This window comes from Lysinibacillus sphaericus (assembly GCF_015844675.1).
In the GTDB taxonomy this organism is placed as follows: Bacteria; Bacillota; Bacilli; order Bacillales_A; family Planococcaceae; genus Lysinibacillus; species Lysinibacillus sphaericus_E.
Window position 1 is genome coordinate 76,826 of record NZ_LDGC01000073.1, and the last position, 24,847, is coordinate 101,672.

The following is a 24,847-nucleotide window of genomic DNA, read 5'->3' on the forward strand; positions in this document are numbered from 1 at the left end:
ACAATCATGAATTAAATCTCGCTACTACGTGTGGTTAAATTGTATATTTTAGGCGTGTGAAATTGAACAAACCGAATTGCTGTTCGTTAAAAGTGGCTTTATTCATCATGTCACATCACCTACTTCCATTTTTGTTATTTTCAATATAACGGAATCTTCCGAAATTGTCAATTTAAGAATTATCAACAAAACGAGTGGTTGATTTCCATTCCGGTTGGGCGCTTTCCTGGGGGCGTCCGATGAGCCGCTTCACTCGCAATGCTCGCTCCAGGGTCTCATCTGCGACGCTGATCCCCAAGGAGTCGCCCAGCCTCCACTCCAATCAACTTATTTACATAGTACATGTTTTAACATATGTCATCCACAACTATTGATGTTGAGCCCAATGTAATATGTAATCTTACAAGCATGTATCCCCTCCCTCCCCGCATACAATAAACAAGACTACTATTGGCGAAGGAGATGTTGAATTGTCAAAAATCATTTCGATTAGTACATACAAACCACCGTATACATTACAACAGACAAATGCGGAGGAGCTAACGAAGGAGCTTTTTCATGCAAAAATCCCTAAATTAGAACGCTACTTAAAAGTGTTTGAAAATGGCGGTATTGCCACACGCCATTTTTGTGTGCCACCAGAATGGCATCGTACTGATCATACCTTTGAGGAACGTAACGATTTATATATTGAGCTAGCTATACAATATAGCGTTAACGTCATTCAAGCTTGTTTACAAAACGAAGCGTTTTTACAATCACCTATTTCTCCTAAAGATATAGATGCCATCATTTTTGTGAGTAGCACAGGTATTTCTACACCAAGTATTGATGCACGGGTTATGAATCAACTTCCTTTTTCAGACCGACTTAAGCGTATTCCACTTTGGGGACTTGGCTGTGCTGGTGGTGCAGCTGGTATTAGTAGAGCCTATGATTTTTGTCGTGCTCATCCGGAAGCAAAAGTTCTTGTCGTTTGTGTCGAGCTTTGTAGTTTAACCTTTCAGCCAAATGATTTTTCAAAAAGCAATTTAATTGGTGCCTCTCTTTTTGCGGATGGCGCAGCATGTATACTCGTCTGTGGAGACGAAGTGAATATCGCAGTAAAAAAATCAACACCTACCATTATCGGAACTGGCTCTAAGTGGATGCCAGATTCAGAAAATGTTATGGGCTGGAATATTAAAAATAATGGCCTACATGTCATTTTTCAGAAAAGCATTCCTGCCATCATCACCAATTGGCTCGGTCCATTCATTGAACAATTTTTATCGGAACATGAACTGTACAGTGAACAGCTTAACCATTTTATTGCACATCCTGGCGGTAAAAAAGTATTAACAGCCTATGAAGATACGCTTTATTTAGCTCCCCAAAAAACCGACATTTCTCGGGAAATATTAAAATATCATGGAAATATGTCATCTCCTACGGTACTATACGTGTTGGAACAATTTATGTTAAACGAAGGACAAGTAGAGGATACTGGTTTGCTCGTCGCTCTTGGCCCTGGCTTTTGTGCTGAAGCTGTATTACTTAAATGGAGGGAGTAGCATGATTATTTACATTATTTTAATCCTCGTCATTCTACAAAGATTGACAGAAGTTTTCATTGCAAAACGCAATGAAAAATGGATGCTCTCACAAGGGGCCTATGAAGTCGGTTCCTCTCATTATCCGTATATGGTTACTTTGCACGTCGCCTTTTTCTTGTTTTTAATGATTGAAGTAGCTACTAATCATAAAAGTGTATCGCCTTTATTTCCGTTATTGTTTTTATTATTTATTGCCGTTCAAGCATTACGCATTTGGTGTATCCGTTCATTAGGGTCTTTTTGGAACACAAAAATACTCATATTACCTAATGCAGACGTGGTACGGAAAGGTCCTTATACATTTATGCGTCACCCAAATTACGCAGTGGTTTGTTTAGAAATTATTCTTCTGCCTTTAATGTTTCAAGCATATTTTACAGCATTCTGCTTCACACTTTTAAATATAACAATGCTATCTGTACGCATTCCAATTGAGGAAAAAGCTTTACGAGATGCGACTAATTATAATCATGTATTTCACAAGAAGATTTCGGAATCCTAGCCGAAATCTTTTTTTATTTTTCCAATTTACAACATAAAAAGGCTGTTTCATCTTACTTTTGAAACAGCCTTCCACAACATAATTTATACAGTTTTATCAGTATTGATTTCTATAGTAAGCTCGTTCAATTTGTGATCCAGGTCTTCAAGCAAGCGTAATTTATGATTCAACTGCTTTTCAAAATCCATTGATTGAGCCAATACCTTATTCACTTGGGCATCTATGTGTGTCAGGAACTCGGAATCCACCTTCGTTTTTCCACTTAGGGAAAGGCTTTGTTTTTTTACATCTGCTAACTCTTCCGATAATTTTACTATCTCAATGCTTTTCTCCTCTATTTCTTTGGCTAAATGCTTATTAAGACTGTCTGAATTATTTTGTTCTAAACGGGATCTTTCGATGGCTTCAATGATCGACTGCATTTGTTGGCTTATATCTCTTGTAAAAACATTCAACTTATTTTCAAGGCTATCCACTGTAACTTTATCTGAATTCATAGAAAGTAATTCATCTTTAGTGAATTTTAGAGATTCCTTTATTAGCTTATTTTCCGCACGCAGTTCTTCCAGTTCTTTCAATAGACTCTCTATCGAAGAAAGTTGTTTTTTCTTCTGGATTTCTCTTGCTTGTATATCATCATAGTAAGTTTTTATTGTTCTATCATGGTCTCTCTTCAGCTTTAAAAGCTCCATCGAAAGCTCCTTTTTCTGTTTTGTTAATTCAACATTTTCTCGCTCTAATCTAAGTATTAGTGAATAATAATCACCATCTCTAAGCCTTTTAACTTCATTTTTATACTTCGCTAATTCGGCTCTTAAAAAAATGATCATTTGCTGAAGCTGAATAGGATCATTGTTTTTGACAATATCATTATCCACACTTACACCTCCTATCACGACAATTTTTTAAGTAAACTAATCACTTCTTCAAATTGCTCCTTACTCTCCTCTAACATCTCATCAAGCTGTTTAATCATCCTAGTTTCTATTTCTTCATCGCCTATTTTATCAACTATTTTCTTTTCTCCTGCTATTAAATGGGTAATAAGTAGATTCAACGTGCCCTTTTCGAGATAAGCAAAGCTATTGTTTTCCTCACTCATATAGTTAGGTAGATTTGCAAGCTGTTCCTTTATAATTTGATGGGCATCACTATCTATTTTTTTACTCATTTTCATCCTCCTGTGTATAACTCATTCCATTGAGATTAATAGGATTTAAGACGACAATACCATCTTCGAACTGATCACTATATGTAAAACCCATAATACTTCCTGAATAAGATGAATTATTACCCCATTTGATTTGAAAGTTCGGAAATGATAGTGTCTCGTTTGGCTCTAACGTTGTTTTTCCTATAGGTCTAAGCCAAAACTCCTCTTTGCTCGATTGATCATTAATTCGCTCCCAGCTACTATTTCCTTTTAAATTTGGTGCGAAATGTTCATAGACATACCTTCCTGAAAAGGAGAATGGGGAGTCTTCAGGTAGCTTTATACATAGAGAAGGATTCGTTATAGGCTGAGTACCTATATTACGAATATGATAAGAGCCAAGGCATAAGCTTTCCTCATCAGGATTATAAGAAATATTGATTGAGGATGTAAAATAACTAATAACGTTGACACTTTCCGGAACGATCAACTCCTCAATCGCTTTTTTCATTTCATGAACATAAAAATCCGTTTGTTTTTTTAACTCATTTATTTTTTCTTCTACACGATCGATGCGAGTAAGCATAATCAGTACCCCCTTGCTAATAGTATTGAAATAATCAAAGCAAATTCAAACTTCTTTATGTGGCAGTTACGTCCTTTCATAAAAAAAAAGAGAGGATTTACCCTCTCTTTACAATATGATTTTCTTCTATGTGTTAGTACCATTAACCGACAGGTGGGAATACAGCAGGGCATTGCGCTGGGCGAACTACACCCGGACATGCGAACGGTAATTCTGCTCTTGGCTCGCAGAAAGTCGCTAAAAATTCCACAGTAACTGGGAATGTAGATTGAATACTTTGACAAACTGATAAAGTAATAGTTAATGCAGAAAACGTAATTGTACCTGCACCAGCTGTTAATGTTCCAGTTGTACATACGAAACAATCTAAATCTGTGAATAAAATTTCTACATCTGTCCCTTTTGGCGCACATAATGTAACTTGTTCGCAACGAGAAAGTGAAACGGTATTGCTTGTGAACATAGTGCCGTTCGGTAAGCAAACAACTATCGTAAGAACAAAGTTCTTTTGAATAGTTAAATTTTGAAGACATACAGTTGAACCATCAATGGAGAATTGGCGATTCTCACGGTTCAAAATAACGATAGGGTTAGTTGGTGATGGAACTACCTTACATGTAACTACCGCACCTGTTAAATCAGTCGTTGGCGTTACTCCTGCAAAAGTAATTGGTCCTGTAGGGGAAAAATCAAACGACATTTCCTTTACAATCCAGTCAAACACCTTATCGACGTTTATACAAATTAATTCTTGTTGCGCCTGGGATGGCATATTGTCTAGCATCCTTTTGACACCTCCATAAGTTTTTTATCTTTCGTTTGTATCATATGTTTTCTAGCTATAAGTGTATGGGCTAATGAATAATTTGTTTTGATTTTTAATCGATGATGCCTCGGCGCAGTTGTAGCTGTCGCTATAGAAAACAGTTGCCGCTGTCGTGCAGATAAAACGATGTTGTTGTCGCTTCACTTGCGCACAGTTAAACTGCCACAGAACGTGGTGTTCTTCTACTGAATTCCTCTATTTCAGCGAATGTCTTTTGTACCGAAAGCGTAGCGACAGGTACTGGTGTTTGCACACCACTAAAGGAAGTTAAAATTCTTCAATATCAGTATGAATCATTTTTGCTTTCCTCCTCTTCTAATGGAGGAACTAAAATGTTCGAAAGGACGGTATATTTGTAACAGATAGTAAGTATTTTTAATAAAATATGAATGGATAGAAAGGGGTGAAATGCAATGGAAAATTCAAAATTGTACTCCACTCAAGACATTGAAAAAATGAAGCAAAAGATAGAAACCTACAAGGACACGTTAACTTCATTAAAAGCGGGAAACTCAATTGAAGATTACTTATTTATGAAAATGGATTTTGATGAAATTAAAACGCAAATGGCACTTTTAGAAGAGCTGACTGAAACTATAGATGATAAGCAAAAAAACTCAAAAATTAGTGGATACGAGGAGCAGGTACAATTTCTATCGGCACAAATTGAGTCTCTGAATCAAACGATTGAGGGCATGAACCGAGAAATACTAATGGTTTTAAACAAATTACACACGATTGAAAATACTGAAGCTTTAACCACTATACCTAAAACTGAAAACACATCTAATTTTTTTGCTAACAGTGTACGAAGGGATCTGAACATTACACAAACAACAACTCAATCGGCGATTACATCAAAACAGCCATCTTATAAAATGCTACAAAGTTTTGCAGGTAAAGCAATAAATACGCAATTAGATGGTAACAATGGTATACCTTCTACACGTAACGAACATCAAAGAGAGGTACCTGAGGAACGCCATTTTAATCAACAATACTTTCAATCAATAAATACTCATCCAAGCCAAATATATAATGGCTTATTTAGAAATACCACTACCGAATCCACCTTCCATTTTAAACACGCTACGAACACACAGGAAATTCCAATTAGTATGAATGGACCTACCTTACCGCCTGAAGATACCTCAACTCCTGAAAATTACAGAAGAAAAAATACTGCTGTCACTGTAGATGAAATGAACTCTGCAATAATGAATGAACCAAGCAATCTTGAAGTACTTGAAACGGTTAATGAGCCTGTCATGGAAGCAACTGAAACTATTAATGAACCTGTCATTTTGGAAGCTGCTGAAACGGTTAATGAGCCTGTCATTTTGGAAGCTGCTGAAACAGTTAATGAACCTGTCATTTTGGAAGCAGCCGAAACGGTTAATGAGCCTGTCATTTTGGAAGCTGCTGAAACAGTTAATGAACCTGTCATTTTGGAAGCTGCTGAAACAGTTAATGAACCTGTCATTTTGGAAGCAGCCGAAACGGTTAATGAGCCTGTCATTTTGGAAGCTGCTGAAACAGTTAATGAACCTGTCATTTTGGAAGCTGCTGAAACGGTTAATGAACCTGTCATTTTGGAAGCAGCCGAAACGGTTAATGAGCCTGTCATTTTGGAAGCAGCCGAAACGGTTAATGAGCCTGTCATTTTGGAAGCAGCCGAAACGGTTAATGAGGCTGTCATTTTGGAAGCAGACAAGGTGTTTAACGAGCAAGCGGACGCAAATAAATCGCCTATTTTAAAAGGAGATGCATGTGAAATTCTTGAACCTACATTAGGGGAAGTATATGAAACCCATGCACAAATTGAAGTGGTAAACGAGCAACCCGAACTAAAAGACGAAGCACCTGAGGAAAACAAGAAAAAAGAGAAGGGTTCTTTGTTTTTCAATTTCTTTCGAAAGTGGAGTTAGTTTAAAGTTGAGGTGTACAGAGAGTAGTAACAATCTAGATATGTACGATAAATTTGTCCAATACGTATGAAAATACATATTGGACTTTTTCTTTTTAATTAACCAAATTAGCAGAAAGTCAAATTCATTATAGAATACTTGCCATTGACAATATCGCCTCTAAAACTGCCTCAATAATTTCCACATATAAAAACTACAATATGGATATTTGCCCTAACCCTATAATCTTAACTGAATAGAATAATGAAGAAAGGGGGTGTAAAAATGTGTATGAATTGTATGAATTCAGCGTGCGGCGGCTGCGCAAATCAAAATAATGAGTGTGCTGCACTCGGTCCTTTTGAAGCTATAGAAGCTGCATGTATTACTACTCCACCAGCTACAGGCTCCATCATCCCATTCGCGTCAGGTACTGTTCCTGTTGTTTTAACAGCAGTTCTTGGTGGCGCTATCGGCACAGTGAGCATGGTAGGATTTGGCACGTCTATTCCAGGGGTAACTCTTACTGGTACTAATATAGATTTAACAGCTGCTACAGGAACAGAAGCCTTTTCAGTTCCACGTGCAGGTACTATTACATCTATTTCTGCGTCCTTATCCGCAACAGTTGCTGCAACCCTTGTAGGAGGAACAGCAACAGTTAGAGCACAAATTTACCGCGCGCCTGCGGGAAGTAATATTTTCAGTCCTACAGATGCATTTGTTGATTTAGCACCTGCTCTTTCAACAATAGCAATAGGTACTATTACATTTGGTACTAGAAACGTTACACCAGTGCCAGTAGTTGCTGGTGATCGTTTATTAATGATATTCTCTCTTACTTCCACAGGAATTGTTGCTGCTGTTACTGGTAACGCAAGTGCAGGAATTAACATTGTATAAAAGACTATGCTCTTAAGTTAGATTAAAGCTACCATATAAGACCATTATCCGTATAACATACGATATTTACTTGAAAAACAATTTTCAAAAGTAGGTGATTTTAAAAATCGCCTACTTTTCGTTCTAAAAATATAGTAATTATTTCGCCACAGCAATCTGTATATGAGCAAGATGATGCTTCCCATGCCAAGCATATAAGGCAACTGCTTTTTCAAGCGTCATTAACCCTGAATCAGGATGATTAAATGCTCGTTGTATTTGCTCTGCTGTTAAGCTTTCCAACAAATAAACCCAGCGTGCATGTAAGCCCTCAATCAATTTATAAGATACCGAAACAGGTATTTCCGAATCCGGAAGCTGTGCCCATTCCACTTCGTTATAAGGTTTAATTGTCGGAGTATCCTCTGTTAAAGCTAGCTTAAAACGGATATAGCTATTCATATGACTATCTGCAATATGATGGACAAGCTGCGTAACCGTCCAGCCATTTTCTCGGTAGGATTTTATTAATGCTTGTTCACTTGCTCCGTTAAGTGCCTCTGCTAGTTGTGTCGGTAATAGACGTATATCCTCTATCCATTCCTTTATTTGCTGCGCTGTCACTACTTCCGGAAATTGAAATTGTCCAATTGGGTATCGTAAATTGGTCATGTAGCTATCCTCCATTTCTATTTTCTTACTTTTCATATTACCAATTTTATATTTTTCACGCTATTCGCATTTGTCATTCTAAGTAAAACCCTCGTTTTGTAAGAATTTCAGCTTACAAAACGAGGGTTACATTATATGGAATATTAATTTTTTATTCAGTAATATCATAAATTAACGTATCAAAATAGCTCCCATTCGTATAAAGTAAAATCGCCCAGTCTCCAGGTTTTGGGATTTTTACATTTGAAGGCGTATGAGCATCTGCGCCATTAACAGGTCCACCAAGCCCTATAGTCCAGCCATCTACTAAGATAGGATGCACTGTTTTAGATTCTTTATGATACCCGACAATGGTTAACTTGCTATCACGACCTTCTTCAATTCCCCAAAGATGCCACATCCATTTTTGAGTGGTTAAGCTCGGCATACTGGCACCGATAACACCTGATTTATTCACATTACCGATAATACCTCTGTCTCCAAATTCTAATGCCTTTTTGTCCCAATCAATCGATTTAAAATCACTTTCTTGCACAAAATCAGGCAAATTATTTGGCAGAGCAATCGCTTTCTCATTCATTGAACAGCCTACCAACAATAACAACACTGTTACCATAAGTACCCATCTCCGCATTACTACACTCCCTATAAGTTATGGCTTTTCTATGAAACGAATTTTTCGCACAAATTGTTACAGAGTATTCCGAAAACTAAACACAAACTATTATTCTATAGCTTTCATCACAAATTTAGCTAACGACTTTAGCGGATGCGTAATCGTTAACGTTGACTCTTTTTCGAATTGCCGTGCAGCCTCAACCATTGAAAGTTGTGCAACTGAAATATGCCGTTGCTCCTCTTCTAGATGATGAAGAGTTTGTCTAATAGCGTTATTATACGCTTCCTTTTTCCCCTGCATAATCAGTTCAAATGTATTGTCTATAACTTTTATTTTAGTATTAATGGATTTTTCATGTAGTAAAGCGTATTGCTGAAGTCTGTTCATTGTACCTTCTACGGTTTCAGGATTTGTAAAAAGAACCGTTTGAGGTTGTTTTTCTTCACATAATGTTTCAAAGAATGGCTCATCGATTTTAATAATTGGTATAGAAAGTTCCAACTGTTCTTTCTCTAACAATGCAATATAATTCGTGCACGTTATTAAGATTGCATCCATATTACAACCTTCCATCCATTCGAGTTGCTCTTTCACCTTAGAGGCTAACCTGTTAGTCCCTTTTGAAACTTGCTGTATAAGACCTGGATCCACAAAATGGATGAGTTCTACATTCTCCGTATTATGAAATGCCAGTTCTATATATTCAATATTTGAATGATGCGCATGTAAACAGCCAAGCTTTTTCTTCAAGTGCAGTCCTCCTAATTAGTAAGCTGTTTTTCCATTGTCGCTACAGAAAGAGAGAAACCGTTACGATTTTCTTCTTTGCCCTCTTTTGTGACAACATAACCTAATGAGCGATATAACTCAATGTTTCTTGGTACGCTCATACATACTTTACATTCACTAATCGTTTTTCCGCTAAGTGTAAATCTTAACATTGCAACTGGTTGTCTGGTTGTTCATCGATATACCCGATGAAGGCATCCTCTCCTTTCTTCAAATAATAGCTCATCACCATAACGTGTGGTTGATTTCCGTTCCGACTGGGCGCTTTGCCGCTGACGCTTCGCTTTCGCGCAGAGCAGAGCTTCCTAGGGGCGTCCGATGAGCCGCTTCGCTGCAGGGTCTCATCTGTGACGCTAATCCCCAAGGAGTCGCCCAGTCTCCACTCCAATCAACTTATATGCATGGCATACGTTTTAAGAAATGACATCCACAATTTTTGGTAATGAGCCAAAATAAAGTTCACTTATCAACACTCCCTTTAATTTAACATACAATACAACGCACTTTTAATCATAAATAAACCGCATTACCTTAAAATAATGCGGTCATCACTATTTATTTTTTGTTCACAAAACGTACTGCTCTACTCATAACAGTTGGAACGATTGAAGCATGATTTTCTTCCAACGCTTCATAGAAAGATATATCCATGATTTTCTGCAATTTACTCGCGATTTGTTGTGCATCATCAACCATAAAGGTTTCTAGTTCTCCCACACCGATGAATAGTTTTTCATAAGCAAATGGACGCTCTTTTAAAAATGTTGATGCATAACCTACTAGTTCATGCTTATTCCACCAAATAGAAGGGCTAATCGCTATATAACGTTGGAAGGTTGCTTGATGATGAAATAATTGCCAAAGCACAAAGTAGCCCGCTAATGAATGCCCGAACAATGATTGCTGTAGTATATTTACAGGGAATTGAGCCTGAATACTTGGCTTTAATTCCTCCTCTAAAAATGCACTGAAGTTCTCTGCTCCTCCATGTTTCTCATAGCCCTTTCCTTTAAATCTTGTAGGATACGTATATGTTTCGGCTTGTCCTGTAAAGTCATAAAATCTTCGTTCATGCATATCTGCACCATGCCCAATGCCTACAACAATAGTTGGCAAAATACCCGTTTTTGGTGCATTGCGACTTTGTAGGCGGACCGCTTCCTTAACAAGATGGAAGTAGGACGATCCATCTAATACGTATAAGACTGGAAAACCTCCTTCCGGTACTTCGCCATTCGGTACATAGATATTTACCGTATACATATAATCCGTAAACTTCGATACAATTTCTTGCGTCACATAATCAAGTGCTTTCTCCTCAATCATTTGTCGGTCTCCTTCATAACATCATAGCCGTAACATACGGGTGTTTTCGTAACTGGATCTTGCATAATACGTGCATTAATATTGAATACGTTACGCATAACATCTGCACATAAAATTTCCTCAGGTGTTCCAGTTTTAATTACAGCCCCCTGTCGCATTGCGATTAAATGATTAGAATATCGCGCCGCGTGATTAATGTCGTGCAATACCATAACAATCGTACAACGGTGTCGCTCATTTAAGTTTTTCACAATTTCTAGCACCTCTAACTGATGTGCCATATCTAAATAAGTTGTCGGTTCGTCCAACAGCAAAATACTCGTTTCTTGCGCTAAGGCCATTGCAAGCCATACACGTTGGCGTTGACCTCCAGAAAGCTGAGCAAGCTCTCGATTTCGGTACTCCACCGTATTTGTTACATGTAAAGCCCATTCAATCATTTCTTCATCTTTTTTTGTTAAGCGATTCACATTATTTCGATGTGGATAACGACCATAAGCAATGAGCTCCTCAACCTTTAACTGACCTGGTGCAATAGGCGTCTGTGATAAAATAGCTAGCTTTTTCGCAATGTCTTTCGTCGATAAATTTTGCATGTTTTGCTCCTGTAAATAAACCGTTCCCTGCTGCTTCTTTAATATACGACCAATCGTTTTTAAAAGTGTAGATTTCCCACATCCATTGGGGCCAATAATAGTCGTAATCTTGCCTTCTTCTATTGATAAATTTAAGCCTTCAAACACACGAACTTGTTCATAGCCAGAAGCCAAATTTTCCATTCTAAATGCCGTTTGCATACGATTTCCCCCTATGCCTTCGATTTCACTAGTAAATATAAGAAATACGGAATCCCGATAATCGAGACAACAATACCAACTGCCAGCTCAGACGGCGCAAATACTGTTTTTCCTATAAAATCAGCTGCAATAAGCAATCCCGCACCTATTAATGCACTTACTGGCATGACGTAACGATGTTGTATACCTACAAGCTGTTTAGCAATATGCGGTGCCATTAACCCAATAAAACCGATACTACCTGAGACCGATACACAGGCACTGACTAAGCCAACGCTTGCTAATAATAGCTTCATTTTCTCTTTTTCTACCGCTATCCCTAAGCTAGTAATACTATCCTCTTCTAATTGAAAATAATCGAGCAAATATGATTTCCGATAAACGTAAAAGCCTAATAAAATAAGCCACGGCAACATAGTCACAACAAAAATCCAGTTTGCATTATAAATGGAGCCTGCCATCCAAACTGCAGCTGCTTCAAAATCCTGAGCATTCATTTTCAATGATAAAAATAATGACAATGCCCCGAAACCACTATTAATCGCAATCCCTGTTAAAATTAGCCGTTGCATATCTAAGTGACCATTTTTCCGGGCAAATGAGAAAATTAACAGAGCGGCCATCGCGCCACCGACAAACCCAAAAATCGGCATCATCAAAATAGAGAACCAGCTACTCATATCCGCAGATGTGAGACGTAATTGAAAGAAAAACATAAATATGACCACTGCTGCACCGGCACCAGCATTAATCCCTAGAATCCCGGGGTCTGCTAGACCATTACGCGTAATACCCTGTAGTACAACCCCTGCCATTCCTAAGCCAACACCGACTAATGCTGCTATGGCAATACGTGGTAATCGGAATTCAAAAATGACAAGATCAAATTTGGGGTTCGACTCAAATCGTAGCAATGTTTTTAAGACATCCATCACCGACATATCAAAGACACCATTTGTAAGATGGAGATAGCTTGCACCAAAAATTAATAACACCAATATTGCAACAGTCATCACGAATACACTTGAGGTTTTTTTACGCACGTTTTTCACCTCCGTGTTTACGAACTAAATATAAGAAGAATGGGACACCAACCAAGGCCGTTAAGACGCCGATTGGAGTTTCGAATGGGTAATTAACAAAGCGACTGAGTACATCACAAAGCGCTAAGAAAAACGCGCCTACTACAGCTCCACACGGAATGATAAAGCGATAATCAACTCCAACAAGGAAACGTGTAATATGAGGAATAACTAATCCTACAAAGGCAATCTTTCCTACAAGTGCAACAGCCGTTCCTGTTAAACATACAACGGCAAGCATACTAATAATTTTCACGGCTTTTGTTTTTTGCCCAAGTCCAATAGCAATATCTTCTCCTAATGAAGTGATCGTAATGGCCTTAGCTGATAATAATGCAAGCACTAAACCAACTAACCCAAATGGAAGCGATAGCATGAGCATATCCATATCTACCATATGGACCTTTGTGTTATACCAAACACTTACCGTTTGAGATACTTGGAAATACATCGCAATAGCTGTAGCAATACTGCTTAAAAACGTACCAATGACCGTCCCAATGATGGCAAGCCTTACTGGTGATAAACCATTGCGAATTAAAGAGCCAAAACCAAATACAATCCCTGCGCCTAACGCTGAACCGAGCATAGAAAGTAAAATCATTTGGTAATTAGGAAGCCCTGGGAAAAATACGATGGCTAACGTAATCACAAATGCAGACCCATCATTCACTCCCATTAATGATGGAGACGCTAAATAATTCCGTGTAATACCTTGCATCACTGCGCCAGCTACTGCTAAAAATGCTCCCACCAGTAAAACCGCTGCAACTCTAGGAATACGTCCTGTTCGTATAATTTGGTGGTCCACATTCGAAGGATCAAATGCAGTAATCGCCTGCCACGCCGTTATTGCGCTAATGTCTTTTGTTCCGTACATAACGGATACTAATGCCACAATCACAATTAGGAATGGAGAAGCTGCTACTATTGAAAATGCTACAATGTTTGTTTTTTTCAACTTCCACACCTTTTTCTATTTGAACTCTATCTTATAAAAGGCCGGCAATAGCCTGGTGATTCCACCAAATCTACTACCAGCCTCTTTATACTATTTAAGTAATTTTTCAGCTGCGATATCTAAGAATTTTACCTTAGACCATGCAGTACCACCTTGTGCTAAAGGTTCAATGGCGTTCACGAAAACCTGATTATTTTGTGATGCCTTTAAGCTTGTAAAGATTGGATTCTTTTGTAGCTCTTCTAACGCTTTTGGTGCATCGGCATTTTCTGATTCCTCGAATTGAAGGAAAATAGCATCAGGATTAACCTCTGCTAATGTTTCAAGAGATAGTTCAGCCTGTGCCTTTGCAGTTTTTAAAACCTCTGGTATTGGAGCCCCTAAATCTTCATATAAAACAGGGTTTAAGTAAACGCCCGCAGGATAGATATACATGATGCCACCACGAACTCGAATAACAAGAATTTGCTTGTCCGCTAATTGCTCTTTAGATTTCACTTGAGAGTCAGCAACCTTCGCTTCATAATCTGCAATGATTTTTTTGGCCTCATCTTCTTTTCCTGTAAGCTGTGCAAGTAACGTTAAGTTCTCTTTCCAATTTGTAGAGACATGTGAATACGGAATCATCGTTTGAATTTTTTTAAGCTTTTCAGCCATTTCCTCAGGGTATTTTGAGGAACCTAAAATAACATCTGGATCAAGTTGAAGAATGGCTTCCGTATTCGGTGTCATTTTATTCCCAACAAGCTCAGCACCTTCTAATTCAGAAGCAAGATATGCTGGAATTTTCCCACCTATATCAAGCACACCAACCGGCTTGATACCGAGCATTGCCGCATCTTCCATAGATTCTAAGCTTGCAGCTACTATGTTTTTAGCATCTGCGGCAATTTCATATTTTTCGCCTAAATATGTAATCGTTTGTGTTTTCGCTCCATTTGTTTGCGTTTCTGTTGCACTAGTTTCTGCTGCATTATTTGTAGATGTAGATGACTCTTCTGCTTTATCCGTTCCACAAGCAGCCAAAGATAAAGCTAATAAAGCAGGTGCACACATTTTAAAATATTTATTCATCGATATTCTCTCCTAACGAACTTCATTATATTGATAATGATAATCATTTTCATTTATAAGTCAATAGTATTTATTTTTTAATTGATATCCATTATCATTTACGGATACTATCCTAACAAAGTGGAAAACAGTTGTGAATGGACGATTTCACGAATCGCATGGACTTTTGCCGATTTCTAACTTCTTTCAGCGGTAGTCTCACACCTCTATAGGTGTGGAGATGAACCCGGGGCAAAGTTACTTTTTAACGGGTGTCCAAACACCTACTGAAAGAAGTTAGAGCCTCCGGCGGATGTCACGGAATCGGTAAGGAGTTCTTCGTGCAAGCACAAAGCCGATTCCGGACGCAATTATGCCAAGGCATAATTGATTTACAAAAAAAGCTGCTTCTTTTTTCAAGAAACAACTTTTTATAAGTATTTAGCTTCCTCAAGCATTGTTTTTCGATAGGTTGTCGGCGACATTCCAGTACATTTTTTAAATACTCGACTGAAATAAAAGCAGTCTACATAACCTACACATTCTGCTATTTCCGCTACTGGAGAATCGTCATATTTCAGTAACTCCTTCGACCGTCGGATACGATATTCCGTTAAGTAGACGCTAGGATTCATCCCTGTGTGTTGTTCAAACAGATAGGCAAACTTTCGACGCTCCACGCCAAATTCTTCAGCAATTTTCGAAACAGAAAGTTGTGCAGCATAATTCTCATGTATATACTGTAAAGCTTGCTCCATCTGGTCACTTGCCGTATCGAGAACCTTCACTTTTGCCGACATAAGAATGGCTTCCAAAAGATTCATAAATAGAGTCTTTGCTTTTAGCACTGACATATTACCTGGCATTGCTTGGCTTTCTATTAACTGCTGTACATAGTCAATAATTTTTGTATGATAACCTGTATTGATTAAAAAGTGCTGAATTGATAATGGATATAAAATTGACTCTTCGGTAGAAAGTTGATAATGAACAACTGCATACTCCCATCCTTTATCATCAGAAGCTTTAATTTCGATTGGCATTTGTGGTCCTGCATGTACGACCATACCTGGCTCCATTGCATAAGGGGTACCGTTAAAACTAAATGTAGCGTTACCAGCAAGCGGCACAACCAATCCACACTTCCCAGGGGCTGTTGATCGCCCTTTATCTACTTGGCTTGGCTCCATTTTATTCGTAAAAACATCCGTAAATTTTACAGATGCATGTGCATAGTAATCAATTAAATGCTTGATATCCACTTTATAGCCCCTACATTCTTTAAAACTCTTTGGATTTGTGAAAAATGATGTAGATCATGATCTACTAAACTAGCAAAATATCGGTGAAGCGTTAATTCAGAAGCACCTATTGTAAAAGGTTGTTGCCATTGCTGATCAACTATTTGATAAAGCGCGTCAATTAGCTGATGTCTCTGATTGGTAAAACTGGCTATCGTTTTTTCTTTACTTTGCGCACGACTATTCCTTGCTGCGCTAGCATTCACCTCTCCTACATCCGGTCCTTTTGGTAAGCTTTCCTTTGTAAAAAGAAACGGTAAACGATGGTTTAATACGAATTCATCCCACGGTGTAAGATGTCCAATTACCTCTGCAACCGTCCATTTCCCAGGCTCTATAGGGGTACGCCATTGTTCTTCAGTTATGTTTACTAAACTTTCCACAAATACGATAGATTTTTCATAATGAGAGATAATTTGATGTTTATCGTGACACAAATCCCTTCGCTCCTTCGCTTCATTTTAGTAGAAAATCTGTAGTTTCGGCCAAATTGATTCCCACTGTTTGTTATGGATTCTACTCTTATAAACTTCATGCATTGGAGAACCCTTTGAAAATATGGTGTAGGAGCGACAATTCCAGCAACTAAGTGCTTAATACCATGAGGTGCAGCTATCTCAAGTCTTCCATTAGAAAGCCTCACACCAACAGCTGTTGGCATTTCTGGAAAATGTGCAACGCCATCAATAGATGATTGATAAGGCTCACTGTTATTTACTACGTGCATTCTTGCTTGGTTTTTCACAGACCAAGGCTCATCAGGTAAATACTTCGTCAATTCTTGTTCATAACGCCTCTCATAATTTTCTGAGAGATTTACTTTATCAAAATATATCACATCAATATCGGCTAATGGTGTTCTAAATTCTTTTTCATGCAGACAATCCCACATCTTAGATCGAATAAATCCTGCACATATCCATGAATCAGGTAATTGGAGTTTTTCTACAGTTTTTAAAATGTCCATCATCCATTCATCTGCAGCAATTAAGCTTTTTAGCTCTTCTTCTGTTTTTATCAGTTTCATTCACCTCTGAATTTGTCATACCAATGCCTGCACTCTTCTAATTAATGATTTTCAACCCATGTTCTTATTTTGTTAGCAACATCCTTAGGTGCTTCACGAAAAATATCATGGCCTGCATCAGCGATTGGTTCAATGTCCAGGTTTTTAATTCTAGATTGCAAAATCTGAACGCTCTTCTTTCTAGCAGATTCGAGTTCAACTGGTTTTGTAGCGCGTATTAAAAGAGCCGGGCAGTGTACCTGTTCTACTATATCTGTAACTGATTCTGCATAATTACCTTTTACCATGGATTGTGCTGTAAAAGTAGAAATCGTTAGTCTAATTTCTCCATCTTGTTCCTTAACTTGAGCCCTTGATGCTTCTTTAAGCTCTTCCGACCATCTTGAAAGCTCTTCTTTTTCCGATTCAAAAAATACGTCCCAAGATGGGAATCTTACTTCATTACAGAACTTCTCAATATTTAGTAGTTCGTTTTCTAATGTCATTCCTAAATCTTGAGGTGATAAATAACCGCCATCTAACAAGATAATCCCCTTTAGTTGTTTAGGGTATTTAGCAGCATAATGCACTACCAAATCAGCTCCTAAGGAATGACCAATTAAATAATGAGATGTATTACCTAACTGCTGATTTATTATTTTTTCTATTTCTACAATCAAACTGGAAGGAAAATAATCCTTTTCTTCTTCCAAGGCTTTTGCATAGCCGTGTCCAGGTAAATCAAAGGTGACAATATGGTACTCTGGTAAAAGTTTTGCTAGTTCTCCATATGCTAAGCCCGTACTCCCTAATCCATGAAAAAAGAGTAAAGTTGGATTTTGAGAGTCACCACATTGATATATATTTTGTTTCATCGCTACCATCCCCTTTGGTTAAAAAATATTCCCATCAATTACAATGATAACTATTTATAGTTTTGTTTCAAAGGGGCTAGACAGATGAAAATAAACATGTGGCAAATCAGGAGAGATTAGAACTTTATGGAGACTGTATTTTGAAGAGGATTTATAGTGGAAGAGAAAAAATCGCCTGTAATTTGTACCGATTATATTTATAAATTTATTTTATACAAAACGAAAAATAATATATTAGATTTATAAATTATTTACCCGTACCCTTTAACTAATAATGTTAAAGGAGACGCTTATGAAAAAATCTTTTATTTTGATTGTAACCTTTGCCATCGTAATGGGACTTTTTAATACAAAACTTCCACTGACACTCGTTAGTATCGGAATTATTGCCGCTTTTATCGGCACTCTAGCTGGGGGTGCTGGGCTTATTACGATCCCGGCTATGATGCTTGTTGGCATACCTATTCAAACAAGCATTGCTACGAATAAATTTTCATCGGGCATTGCAGCATTGTCGAGTATCTTTTATCTTCTTTATCATAAAGAGCTTCGACTAGCATCTATTATGAAATATGTTGCTGTAGCTTTTGCTGGAGGCGTTTGTGGAGCACTCCTAACAGTATCCATCTCCGAAAAAACAATGAATATTATTGCATGTACTCTACTTTTTTTCGCCTTGTTTATAACGTTGAAAAATAAAGAATGGACTGTTAGTTCAGAAGAAAATGACACTAAGCACAGCAATAAATTATGGCAGCCATTTTTTATCGCGGTTTATGATGGTGGCTTTGGACCTGGCTCTTCAACCTTCAGCATACTACATTTTTTACGCTATCATTACACCTACATAAAGGCTGTACAGCTCACACGCGTACTTATATTTGGGAGCTGTACAGGAGCATTTTTAGTTTTTTACCAAACTGGCTTTATTCAATGGCATTACGCAATTGCGATGGCAATAGGATCCATTATCGGCTCTCAGCTTGGCCTTTTAGTTTTACCAAAAATCCCAATGAAAACAGCGAAAATATTACTAACAGTGATCATCTCATTACTACTCATTCAAGTATCATTAAAAATTATATAACTTGAAGCTTCACTTACTGCTTAAATGTTCAATGTTCATGGATTAACTTCCATTCATTGTTTAAGACCGTAAAAATATTCGTCGCTCTCCCGCTACCTGATACAAACTTTCCGTTATGATAGCCTTCATAATGGTATGTATAAATGCAGGTAGCTGATTGTTCATCAACCGTAAGCCAATAGACATTGGTAGCCGAATAAACTTCTTCCTTTATTACATTCCAAGCATTAGTAAAATAAGCACCTATTTCTTCTAAAGACGTACATGTTTTATCCGAAAACCAATACACCGCTTGCGGATGCAAAATTTGCTTTACGTTGTTAAAATAATGGGAATTTGTAGCAGCAATATAGTTTTCTAATGCTTGATGATACTCCATTGTAATCCACCCCTTTTTAACTAATATTTGCAGAAATTATATTACAAAGAACGTTATTATTAGAAATAAAAATAACATGTTAGTTTATTATTTTTTGAACTTTCTATTTTCATATACATAATTACTCTACGCTATAATTATGGTAATCTAATACTTATTTACCAGTTGCACGAAATATCCGTTTAATGCTGGGACATCTTTTCACTTAGAATATAGTATTCGTATTTATATCATTACGTTTAAGTAAGTCGTTACAAGTGTTATCCCCTTTAAGGGAGGCATAATTGGATTTAAAATGGCGATAAACTTTTCTTTAAGGGGTTTTCTAATTGAACAACTGATGAAGGAAAAAGGCGAAAATTAAGGCTCTTGACATATTTAGTTAAGTTGCGGAAGAAAATGGTCCGAAAGGTTAGATGGATGGAACAAAGCAAATAAAAAAAGGTTAGGTGGTGAACAATAGTGATTAATAGTAAAGCTGTACTTATCCCTATGTTAGTCTTATTCATTACTCTTTTACGCCAAGTAATAATTCATTGGGGAGAAAATACAACCTTATTTTGGTTCTATTTATTCGGTGTAATTTTTTTGGCAATTGTTTTATTGTATTCATTATTTGTAACTAAAAGAAAGAAAGTACTTTAGTATCGAGAATCATGTTAACTGGATTATTAGCAATCTAAGGTACAGAATATAAACGTTTAAATAAAGATGGGATAACGTGACAAGGACAGTTCAGGCAGTATATGATGAGCTAAAGTAAGGAGGATACCCATGCTCGCTACTATTCAAAAACAACAAAATAACTATGTCGTAAAATTTAACCGTCCGCTGTCACATTCAGTTGATGCTGTTTGGGCTGTATTAACGGAGAATGGAAAGCTTCAAAAATGGATGAATAATTTAGAAATTATTGATCTTCGAAAAAACGGTAAAATGCATTTTAATATAAATGATGGTACAGATATTTATATGGAAATAACAATTACAGACTATGTTGAGAAGGAAGTGCTCGAATTTGATTGGGGCAAAGATACAGTCAGATTTGAACTCTCCCCCACTAGCAACGGTTCCATATTAGTATTACTTGAATCGATTGGTGAGCTAACTGAGCATACACCTAAAGATTTAGCCGGGTGGCATGTATGCTTAGGCCTGCTTTCGGATTTATTAAATGGAACGGTACATGAAGAATTCCCAATGGAAGAATGGCAAAAGTGGTTTGCAGAGTATAAGCAACTTGTGGATGACGTAGAGAAGATTTAACTATATTACGAATAAAACTCCTAGAGCATACGTGCTTCAGGAGTTTTCATAGTGTTGGAAACTTTAATTAAATGACACCTTTATTTTATAAATGAACTTATTTATCACGGCTTTTCAATACGCTTCATTACCATCTCGAACATTCATACGAGCGAATATTTCTTCTTGCAATAGTTTGGAAGCGCCAGCCACTTCTGCTACTCCATCGGAACCCTGAAACAAACTCTCTTCCTACAGCAGTTAGGAAGAACCAAAAGCTTGATCCATTAAACATCCATATAAACGTATTTCTAAATAGGCATGATCGAATACCACTTGTACCTATTCCGAATGGTGGAGTTGATGGTGCAAAGCTAGGTGGTGGACCTAGAGGCATTTGACCTGCTGGTGGTGGGCCAAAGCTTGGTGGTTCAAACGATGGCGGTGGGCCAAAACCTGGCGGGCCGAAACCTGGTGGTCTAGATGATGGTGGTGGGCCGAAAACAGGCGGACCAAACGATGGTGGCGGACCAAAACCAGGCGGTCTAAATGATGGTGATTGGCCAAAACCAGGTCGTCCGAATGAAGGTTCGAAATCGGATTCTGGAAGTGGCATAATCTGTTCAAATGGATTGTTCATAATAAACCCCTCCTTTTACATATTTCAATATATGTAGGAGGGCTAATAACTGTTGAGCAATTGCCTATTAGCCTTGTATTTAGTCGTCCTAACTGCTTTCGTATATTCGTGGTCAACATCGTATAATAAAGGTGTATTTCCCCAGCAGGATCTTACTACAACACATGGCAGTAATGTCACCCTCATCTATTAAATAATGCTCACAACCCTCTCCGTCATGCAAAACTAAATGGAGAGGATTTTTTGTCATCTAGACAAATAAGAGTGCATCACTCGCCAATCCTCAAGCTTTTCTTCATAAGATTTAATATTCTTCCCTGGTATTGGGCTTGTCGAAGGCATTTTTTGATATGCTCGACCATCTAAAACTGCAAGGCCGATATGCTTTTTAAACACCTCGAATGCCTTTGCACCATTAAAAAGCACTAACTCAATATTAGGATAGTGTGCAAAAAGCGTTTTAAAATCATTCGGCTTTTCATTACGAATAGCCGCGTCTAAGCTTCCTTTACGCTCGCACGACTCTATAGTATCCCAAAGTCCAATATGATGGTTCTTTAGCAAATTTAATCTTTCTCCATAATTCTGAGGTATAAACGCTTCTATTATTTCTCCAATAATCGGCCAAAAGTGATTGCGTGGGTTCCCATAATATTGCTGCTTCTCTAATGATTGCTTTCCTGGCATCGACCCAACAATTAGTACCTTTGTAGACAAATCTATAACCGGTGGTAATACATTTTTAAGTTCATTTGACATAACAATCACTCCTTCCATCTATTGTAGCGGAAGATTTGTGTCAATGTTATAGAAGGGCACAATTCGCTCGTATCAAAATTAAAGTTCCTCACCATAACGGGGGGTTGCTTTCCGTTACGGCTAGCGCTTTCTGGGAGTCGCCTAGTCATAACAACAAGGATCAGCTTATCCTCATTACATACGTTTTTCATCTCTATCTTTCAGCGATGAAGCTTTACATAGGAATTAATTATAAAGAAAAATCGGAGCCAGCAAGTATTTCATCCGAACTTTTTTCATGCAGTTTATTTGATGAATGATTTTTTATATAGGTCCTTACTATTTCGTATCCAATGCAATATCCTATCCATTGAGGAAGCTTTCCTCCATATAAGAATTCAACATGATTGTTTAATCCTTGAATATTGATTTGAGGCAAAAAATGCCCCTTCCAAATTTCTAGCATCTTATCCAATGAGTAGTACCTCAACCACGGCGCTAACCATCTATCCCCGTAAATTTCCTCTACTGCGCATTCTGCTAATCCTTCTAAAATTAAAGAATCTAATAAAGTCACTTCGTCTAGCGTTTTATTTACATATTGCAAACGACAAACATGATTATACTCATGTGCAAATAACGCTTTAAGCTCCTGCTTTTCAAGCTCTCCTATATATAAAAACAAAGCATTTGGATAGGCAACACCGTTTTTCTTAGTAATCGTTTGCTCCTGCGTGATTGGGAAGATATAGATTGGTATATTTGGACCGCTCCATTTCTCCTTTAAATAGTTAAATTCCTTCTGTACTACTTCCCAAATGTTTTGTCTTTTTAACTTGTTAATGTCTATTTTTTCATGTGACTGAAAAAGTCCCTGTTGCAGTAGTTCAAATTGTATTTCATCTAGAGATCCGCCAATAAAAATCTCTACTAAACGACTGCAAAGTATAGAGCGTTGTAAGCCCTCAAGATTTTTGTGATTAAGCTTTTGACTAGCTATTAATTCATTGAGCCACTCATCTGTAGGTATTACTGACATACATTCCCCCCTTACTATAGCTTATGTTTGAAGTAGACAATCGGCTAGTGATAATGTTTACAGCCGCATATATTAGCTTGTAAGGAAGTCGAAAGGAGGGATAGTTTGTGAATCCAGCTGATACTTATAATCTTTGTTGTCAATATCATGGTAAACGTGTAAGAATTGAAGAAAGAAGTGGCAGAGTACATTATGGAGAAATAACTAGGGTGGATAGAAGACAGGTGTGGATTCTACCTGATAGACGATTTGGTGGTTATGGTTTAGGATGGGGTTGGGGTTTTGGAGGAGCAGGAGCAGGTTTTGGAATTGGAATCGCATTTGGGGTAGTTGCCGGAATTGCCCTAGCACCACTACTATTTTGGTAACATTGAAATGACTAATTTTACTATCCGCTGCGCGAAGACATGGAGAAAAAATAAGCCATTTCAATCACTGAGATGGCTTATTGTCCTCATTGCACTTGCTCTTGTTGCTGTTTGATTTCAATCAACTCGGATATTGTGACAAATGTATAGCCTTGTTTCTTCAGTTCTGGTAATATTTTTTCCAATGCTTTGATGGTCTGCGTACGATTGCCGCCTCCATCATGGAACAAAATAACATCACCTGGCTCCGTTCCCTTCATCACTTTTTGTACAATTTTATTGACCCCTGGCTGTTTCCAATCTTGAGTATCCTGATGCCAAGACCACATCACTACTTTGTATCCATCCTTTACAGCGGCATTAATCATTTGATCATTATAGTAACCACCTACAGGACGGAACAAAATCGGTGAAAACCCAGTAATACTATAAATTATTTCCTTTGTCTTACGTAGTTGTGACTGTAATTCAGCTACGGAAGCTTTAAACGGATGTGAATACGTATGATTGGCAAGCTCATGTCCTTCTGAATAAGATCGTAAAACAAGGTCTGGATATTTTTCTGCATTTTTTCCAATAATAAAAAACGTCGCCTTTGCATCATACTTAGCCAATAAATCTAAAATAGCTGCTGTATACTCGGGATGAGGGCCGTCGTCGAAGGTTAGAGCAATTATTTTGTCTTTTGTGTTAATGTCCCATACAACTTCCCCTGTCTCCTCATAATAAGGTCGACCTTTATCCGCATAGGTTGTCACTACTGTAGAAATTACCGATATGATTAAAAAAAACAAGGATAGAACCAATACATATTTGCGTGTCATAAGCATCACCTCCCAAGTTCAAATTCACATAACTCCGTCAACTTACTATTTACGAATTACAATGAATTATACTTAGGAAGGTTTGGCTGTTTTCTCCTCTTAAAACACAGGTCGTTTTTGGTAACTAATAATTTTTTAATAAAAATGCCGAACACCTTTTTAACTATTGCCATATGTATATAGAGAAAAGGAGTGATTTCGGATGGTAACAATTGAGCCTATTATGATCAAAGGCCATTTTTTCACTGCAATAGTTGTTCAATTACCAAAAACAACACTGCTAACAATTTCTAACGACACGGGGTACATTATGTGTGGGGCTTTAGATGTTGGTCTATTAAATGACCGCTTAGCAGACCGTAAAATTATTGCCGGTCGAGCAGTTGGCGTGAAAACAATTGATGAGTTATTGACGGCTCCATTAGAATCTGTGACATATGAAGCGCATCAACTTGGTATTTCTGAAGGAATGTCTGGTGTAGAGGCATTATTAAGAATGGTATAACAAAATTATTACAAAGCGTCAGTGCAATAAGACTAGGCGCTTTTTTTCTTCAGTCTTATGTAAAAGTGTAGTGTATAAGCTATTTATTCT

The 24,847-nt window shown here is 37.6% G+C and carries 30 protein-coding genes; 8 read left to right on the plus strand and 22 right to left on the minus strand.

From position 1 onward, the window contains the following. Positions 1-470 precede the first annotated feature (470 nt). Entirely contained in the window at positions 471-1,553 is a 1,083-nt protein-coding gene (locus ABE34_RS18100) for a type III polyketide synthase (protein ID WP_197143850.1), read from the plus strand. Between the two features lies 1 nt (position 1,554). Next, positions 1,555-2,097, plus strand: coding sequence for an isoprenylcysteine carboxyl methyltransferase family protein (locus tag ABE34_RS18105; protein WP_197143851.1), 543 nt, complete (start codon positions 1,555-1,557; stop codon positions 2,095-2,097). A gap of 83 nt (positions 2,098-2,180) precedes the next feature. Here the strand turns inward: ABE34_RS18105 and ABE34_RS18110 are convergent, their stop codons facing one another. The 4 genes from ABE34_RS18110 to ABE34_RS18125 all read right to left on the minus strand — a co-directional run bounded on the left by ABE34_RS18110 (position 2,181) and on the right by ABE34_RS18125 (position 4,620). Beyond that, positions 2,181-2,975, minus strand: coding sequence for a hypothetical protein (locus ABE34_RS18110; RefSeq protein ID WP_197143852.1), 795 nt, complete (start codon positions 2,973-2,975; stop codon positions 2,181-2,183). A 14-nt stretch (positions 2,976-2,989) separates the two neighbouring features. Then, positions 2,990-3,268: a hypothetical protein gene (locus ABE34_RS18115; RefSeq protein ID WP_241747118.1), complete on the minus strand. Its 279-nt coding sequence runs from the start codon at positions 3,266-3,268 to the stop codon at positions 2,990-2,992. Continuing rightward, positions 3,261-3,836, minus strand: a complete 576-nt coding sequence (locus ABE34_RS18120; protein ID WP_197143854.1) for a hypothetical protein — start codon at positions 3,834-3,836, stop codon at positions 3,261-3,263. Before ABE34_RS18120 ends, ABE34_RS18115 begins: the two co-directional genes overlap by 8 nt. Before the next feature lie 142 nt (positions 3,837-3,978). Beyond that, on the minus strand, positions 3,979-4,620 hold the full coding sequence (locus ABE34_RS18125) for a hypothetical protein (protein WP_197143855.1): 642 nt from the start codon (positions 4,618-4,620) through the stop codon (positions 3,979-3,981). Positions 4,621-5,075: 455 nt separating this feature from the next. Between ABE34_RS18125 and ABE34_RS18130 the strand changes: the two genes are divergently transcribed. Next, positions 5,076-6,590, plus strand: coding sequence for a hypothetical protein (locus ABE34_RS18130; RefSeq protein WP_197143856.1), 1,515 nt, complete (start codon positions 5,076-5,078; stop codon positions 6,588-6,590). 264 nt (positions 6,591-6,854) lie between these two features. Next, complete coding sequence (locus ABE34_RS18135) at positions 6,855-7,472, plus strand: exosporium glycoprotein BclB-related protein (RefSeq protein ID WP_197143857.1); 618 nt, start codon at positions 6,855-6,857, stop codon at positions 7,470-7,472. A gap of 138 nt (positions 7,473-7,610) precedes the next feature. On the opposite strand, the gene ABE34_RS18140 is transcribed toward ABE34_RS18135, so the two are convergent. From ABE34_RS18140 to ABE34_RS18195, 13 genes are all read right to left on the minus strand, one after another. Next, entirely contained in the window at positions 7,611-8,123 is a 513-nt protein-coding gene (locus ABE34_RS18140; protein WP_197143858.1) for a YfiT family bacillithiol transferase, read from the minus strand. A 151-nt stretch (positions 8,124-8,274) separates the two neighbouring features. Further along, on the minus strand, positions 8,275-8,757 hold the full coding sequence (locus tag ABE34_RS18145) for a hypothetical protein (protein WP_197143859.1): 483 nt from the start codon (positions 8,755-8,757) through the stop codon (positions 8,275-8,277). Positions 8,758-8,847: 90 nt separating this feature from the next. Next, positions 8,848-9,498, minus strand: coding sequence for a hypothetical protein (locus tag ABE34_RS18150; RefSeq protein ID WP_197143953.1), 651 nt, complete (start codon positions 9,496-9,498; stop codon positions 8,848-8,850). 5 nt (positions 9,499-9,503) lie between these two features. Further along, positions 9,504-9,632: a hypothetical protein gene (locus ABE34_RS25535; RefSeq protein WP_276569519.1), complete on the minus strand. Its 129-nt coding sequence runs from the start codon at positions 9,630-9,632 to the stop codon at positions 9,504-9,506. Between the two features lie 454 nt (positions 9,633-10,086). Further along, a complete protein-coding gene (locus ABE34_RS18155; RefSeq protein WP_197143860.1) occupies positions 10,087-10,857 on the minus strand; it encodes an alpha/beta hydrolase in 771 nt (256 codons plus the stop codon). Further along, the gene (locus ABE34_RS18160; protein WP_197143861.1) at positions 10,854-11,654 is read right to left on the minus strand and encodes an ABC transporter ATP-binding protein; all 801 of its coding nucleotides are present in this window, start codon (positions 11,652-11,654) and stop codon (positions 10,854-10,856) included. Before ABE34_RS18160 ends, ABE34_RS18155 begins: the two co-directional genes overlap by 4 nt. Positions 11,655-11,665: 11 nt before the next feature. Continuing rightward, positions 11,666-12,697 (minus strand): FecCD family ABC transporter permease, encoded by a 1,032-nt coding sequence (locus tag ABE34_RS18165; RefSeq protein ID WP_346655585.1) that lies wholly within the window; start codon positions 12,695-12,697, stop codon positions 11,666-11,668. Then, positions 12,690-13,697 (minus strand): FecCD family ABC transporter permease, encoded by a 1,008-nt coding sequence (locus tag ABE34_RS18170; RefSeq protein WP_197143862.1) that lies wholly within the window; start codon positions 13,695-13,697, stop codon positions 12,690-12,692. Before ABE34_RS18170 ends, ABE34_RS18165 begins: the two co-directional genes overlap by 8 nt. A gap of 90 nt (positions 13,698-13,787) precedes the next feature. Then, positions 13,788-14,771, minus strand: coding sequence for an ABC transporter substrate-binding protein (locus tag ABE34_RS18175; RefSeq protein ID WP_197143863.1), 984 nt, complete (start codon positions 14,769-14,771; stop codon positions 13,788-13,790). Between the two features lie 410 nt (positions 14,772-15,181). After that, positions 15,182-16,012: a helix-turn-helix domain-containing protein gene (locus ABE34_RS18180; RefSeq protein ID WP_197143864.1), complete on the minus strand. Its 831-nt coding sequence runs from the start codon at positions 16,010-16,012 to the stop codon at positions 15,182-15,184. Then, a complete protein-coding gene (locus tag ABE34_RS18185; protein ID WP_197143865.1) occupies positions 15,994-16,488 on the minus strand; it encodes a DinB family protein in 495 nt (164 codons plus the stop codon). Before ABE34_RS18185 ends, ABE34_RS18180 begins: the two co-directional genes overlap by 19 nt. Then, a complete protein-coding gene (locus ABE34_RS18190) occupies positions 16,422-17,078 on the minus strand; it encodes a nucleotidyltransferase family protein (RefSeq protein ID WP_241747119.1) in 657 nt (218 codons plus the stop codon). Before ABE34_RS18190 ends, ABE34_RS18185 begins: the two co-directional genes overlap by 67 nt. A 41-nt stretch (positions 17,079-17,119) precedes the next feature. Further along, positions 17,120-17,932, minus strand: a complete 813-nt coding sequence (locus ABE34_RS18195; RefSeq protein WP_197143866.1) for an alpha/beta fold hydrolase — start codon at positions 17,930-17,932, stop codon at positions 17,120-17,122. A gap of 334 nt (positions 17,933-18,266) precedes the next feature. On the opposite strand from ABE34_RS18195, the gene ABE34_RS18200 reads away from it, so the two are divergent. After that, positions 18,267-19,019 carry a sulfite exporter TauE/SafE family protein gene (locus tag ABE34_RS18200; RefSeq protein WP_430982172.1) on the plus strand — a complete coding sequence of 251 codons (753 nt, stop codon included), beginning with the start codon at positions 18,267-18,269 and terminating at the stop codon, positions 19,017-19,019. A 28-nt stretch (positions 19,020-19,047) separates the two neighbouring features. Here the strand turns inward: ABE34_RS18200 and ABE34_RS18205 are convergent, their stop codons facing one another. Further along, positions 19,048-19,398, minus strand: coding sequence for a YybH family protein (locus tag ABE34_RS18205; protein WP_197143868.1), 351 nt, complete (start codon positions 19,396-19,398; stop codon positions 19,048-19,050). A gap of 774 nt (positions 19,399-20,172) precedes the next feature. Between ABE34_RS18205 and ABE34_RS18210 the strand changes: the two genes are divergently transcribed. After that, on the plus strand, positions 20,173-20,664 hold the full coding sequence (locus ABE34_RS18210; RefSeq protein WP_197143869.1) for an SRPBCC family protein: 492 nt from the start codon (positions 20,173-20,175) through the stop codon (positions 20,662-20,664). A 127-nt stretch (positions 20,665-20,791) separates the two neighbouring features. Here ABE34_RS18210 and ABE34_RS18215 read toward each other — a convergent pair whose 3' ends face one another. The 3 genes from ABE34_RS18215 to ABE34_RS18225 all read right to left on the minus strand — a co-directional run bounded on the left by ABE34_RS18215 (position 20,792) and on the right by ABE34_RS18225 (position 23,060). Beyond that, a complete protein-coding gene (locus tag ABE34_RS18215; RefSeq protein ID WP_197143870.1) occupies positions 20,792-21,283 on the minus strand; it encodes a transporter in 492 nt (163 codons plus the stop codon). A gap of 246 nt (positions 21,284-21,529) precedes the next feature. After that, positions 21,530-22,042: a DNA-deoxyinosine glycosylase gene (locus ABE34_RS18220; RefSeq protein ID WP_197143871.1), complete on the minus strand. Its 513-nt coding sequence runs from the start codon at positions 22,040-22,042 to the stop codon at positions 21,530-21,532. Between the two features lie 229 nt (positions 22,043-22,271). Then, positions 22,272-23,060: a DUF2268 domain-containing protein gene (locus tag ABE34_RS18225; protein WP_197143872.1), complete on the minus strand. Its 789-nt coding sequence runs from the start codon at positions 23,058-23,060 to the stop codon at positions 22,272-22,274. A gap of 107 nt (positions 23,061-23,167) precedes the next feature. Between ABE34_RS18225 and ABE34_RS18230 the strand changes: the two genes are divergently transcribed. Next, the gene (locus ABE34_RS18230; protein ID WP_197143873.1) at positions 23,168-23,428 is read left to right on the plus strand and encodes a hypothetical protein; all 261 of its coding nucleotides are present in this window, start codon (positions 23,168-23,170) and stop codon (positions 23,426-23,428) included. Positions 23,429-23,514: 86 nt separating this feature from the next. On the opposite strand, the gene ABE34_RS18235 is transcribed toward ABE34_RS18230, so the two are convergent. Beyond that, a complete protein-coding gene (locus tag ABE34_RS18235; protein WP_197143874.1) occupies positions 23,515-24,252 on the minus strand; it encodes a polysaccharide deacetylase family protein in 738 nt (245 codons plus the stop codon). A 202-nt stretch (positions 24,253-24,454) separates the two neighbouring features. Here ABE34_RS18235 and ABE34_RS18240 point away from each other — a divergent pair, with 202 nt between their 5' ends. Next, entirely contained in the window at positions 24,455-24,757 is a 303-nt protein-coding gene (locus ABE34_RS18240) for a YunC family protein (RefSeq protein WP_079562172.1), read from the plus strand. Positions 24,758-24,847 lie beyond the last annotated feature (90 nt).

Coding starts and splice junctions, on each gene's coding strand:
- ABE34_RS18105 (WP_197143851.1), top strand. CDS start 1,555: ATGATTATTTACATTATTTTAATCCTCGTCATTCTACAAAGATTGACA.
- ABE34_RS18115 (WP_241747118.1), bottom strand. CDS start 3,268: ATGAGTAAAAAAATAGATAGTGATGCCCATCAAATTATAAAGGAACAG.
- ABE34_RS18120 (WP_197143854.1), bottom strand. CDS start 3,836: ATGCTTACTCGCATCGATCGTGTAGAAGAAAAAATAAATGAGTTAAAA.
- ABE34_RS18125 (WP_197143855.1), bottom strand. CDS start 4,620: ATGCTAGACAATATGCCATCCCAGGCGCAACAAGAATTAATTTGTATA.
- ABE34_RS18130 (WP_197143856.1), top strand. CDS start 5,076: ATGGAAAATTCAAAATTGTACTCCACTCAAGACATTGAAAAAATGAAG.
- ABE34_RS18135 (WP_197143857.1), top strand. CDS start 6,855: ATGTGTATGAATTGTATGAATTCAGCGTGCGGCGGCTGCGCAAATCAA.
- ABE34_RS18140 (WP_197143858.1), bottom strand. CDS start 8,123: ATGACCAATTTACGATACCCAATTGGACAATTTCAATTTCCGGAAGTA.
- ABE34_RS18145 (WP_197143859.1), bottom strand. CDS start 8,757: ATGCGGAGATGGGTACTTATGGTAACAGTGTTGTTATTGTTGGTAGGC.
- ABE34_RS25535 (WP_276569519.1), bottom strand. CDS start 9,632: ATGAGCGTACCAAGAAACATTGAGTTATATCGCTCATTAGGTTATGTT.
- ABE34_RS18155 (WP_197143860.1), bottom strand. CDS start 10,857: ATGATTGAGGAGAAAGCACTTGATTATGTGACGCAAGAAATTGTATCG.
- ABE34_RS18160 (WP_197143861.1), bottom strand. CDS start 11,654: ATGCAAACGGCATTTAGAATGGAAAATTTGGCTTCTGGCTATGAACAA.
- ABE34_RS18175 (WP_197143863.1), bottom strand. CDS start 14,771: ATGAATAAATATTTTAAAATGTGTGCACCTGCTTTATTAGCTTTATCT.
- ABE34_RS18190 (WP_241747119.1), bottom strand. CDS start 17,078: ATGAAACTGATAAAAACAGAAGAAGAGCTAAAAAGCTTAATTGCTGCA.
- ABE34_RS18195 (WP_197143866.1), bottom strand. CDS start 17,932: ATGAAACAAAATATATATCAATGTGGTGACTCTCAAAATCCAACTTTA.
- ABE34_RS18200 (WP_430982172.1), top strand. CDS start 18,267: ATGGGACTTTTTAATACAAAACTTCCACTGACACTCGTTAGTATCGGA.
- ABE34_RS18205 (WP_197143868.1), bottom strand. CDS start 19,398: ATGGAGTATCATCAAGCATTAGAAAACTATATTGCTGCTACAAATTCC.
- ABE34_RS18210 (WP_197143869.1), top strand. CDS start 20,173: ATGCTCGCTACTATTCAAAAACAACAAAATAACTATGTCGTAAAATTT.
- ABE34_RS18215 (WP_197143870.1), bottom strand. CDS start 21,283: ATGAACAATCCATTTGAACAGATTATGCCACTTCCAGAATCCGATTTC.
- ABE34_RS18220 (WP_197143871.1), bottom strand. CDS start 22,042: ATGTCAAATGAACTTAAAAATGTATTACCACCGGTTATAGATTTGTCT.
- ABE34_RS18225 (WP_197143872.1), bottom strand. CDS start 23,060: ATGTCAGTAATACCTACAGATGAGTGGCTCAATGAATTAATAGCTAGT.
- ABE34_RS18235 (WP_197143874.1), bottom strand. CDS start 24,252: ATGACACGCAAATATGTATTGGTTCTATCCTTGTTTTTTTTAATCATA.
- ABE34_RS18240 (WP_079562172.1), top strand. CDS start 24,455: ATGGTAACAATTGAGCCTATTATGATCAAAGGCCATTTTTTCACTGCA.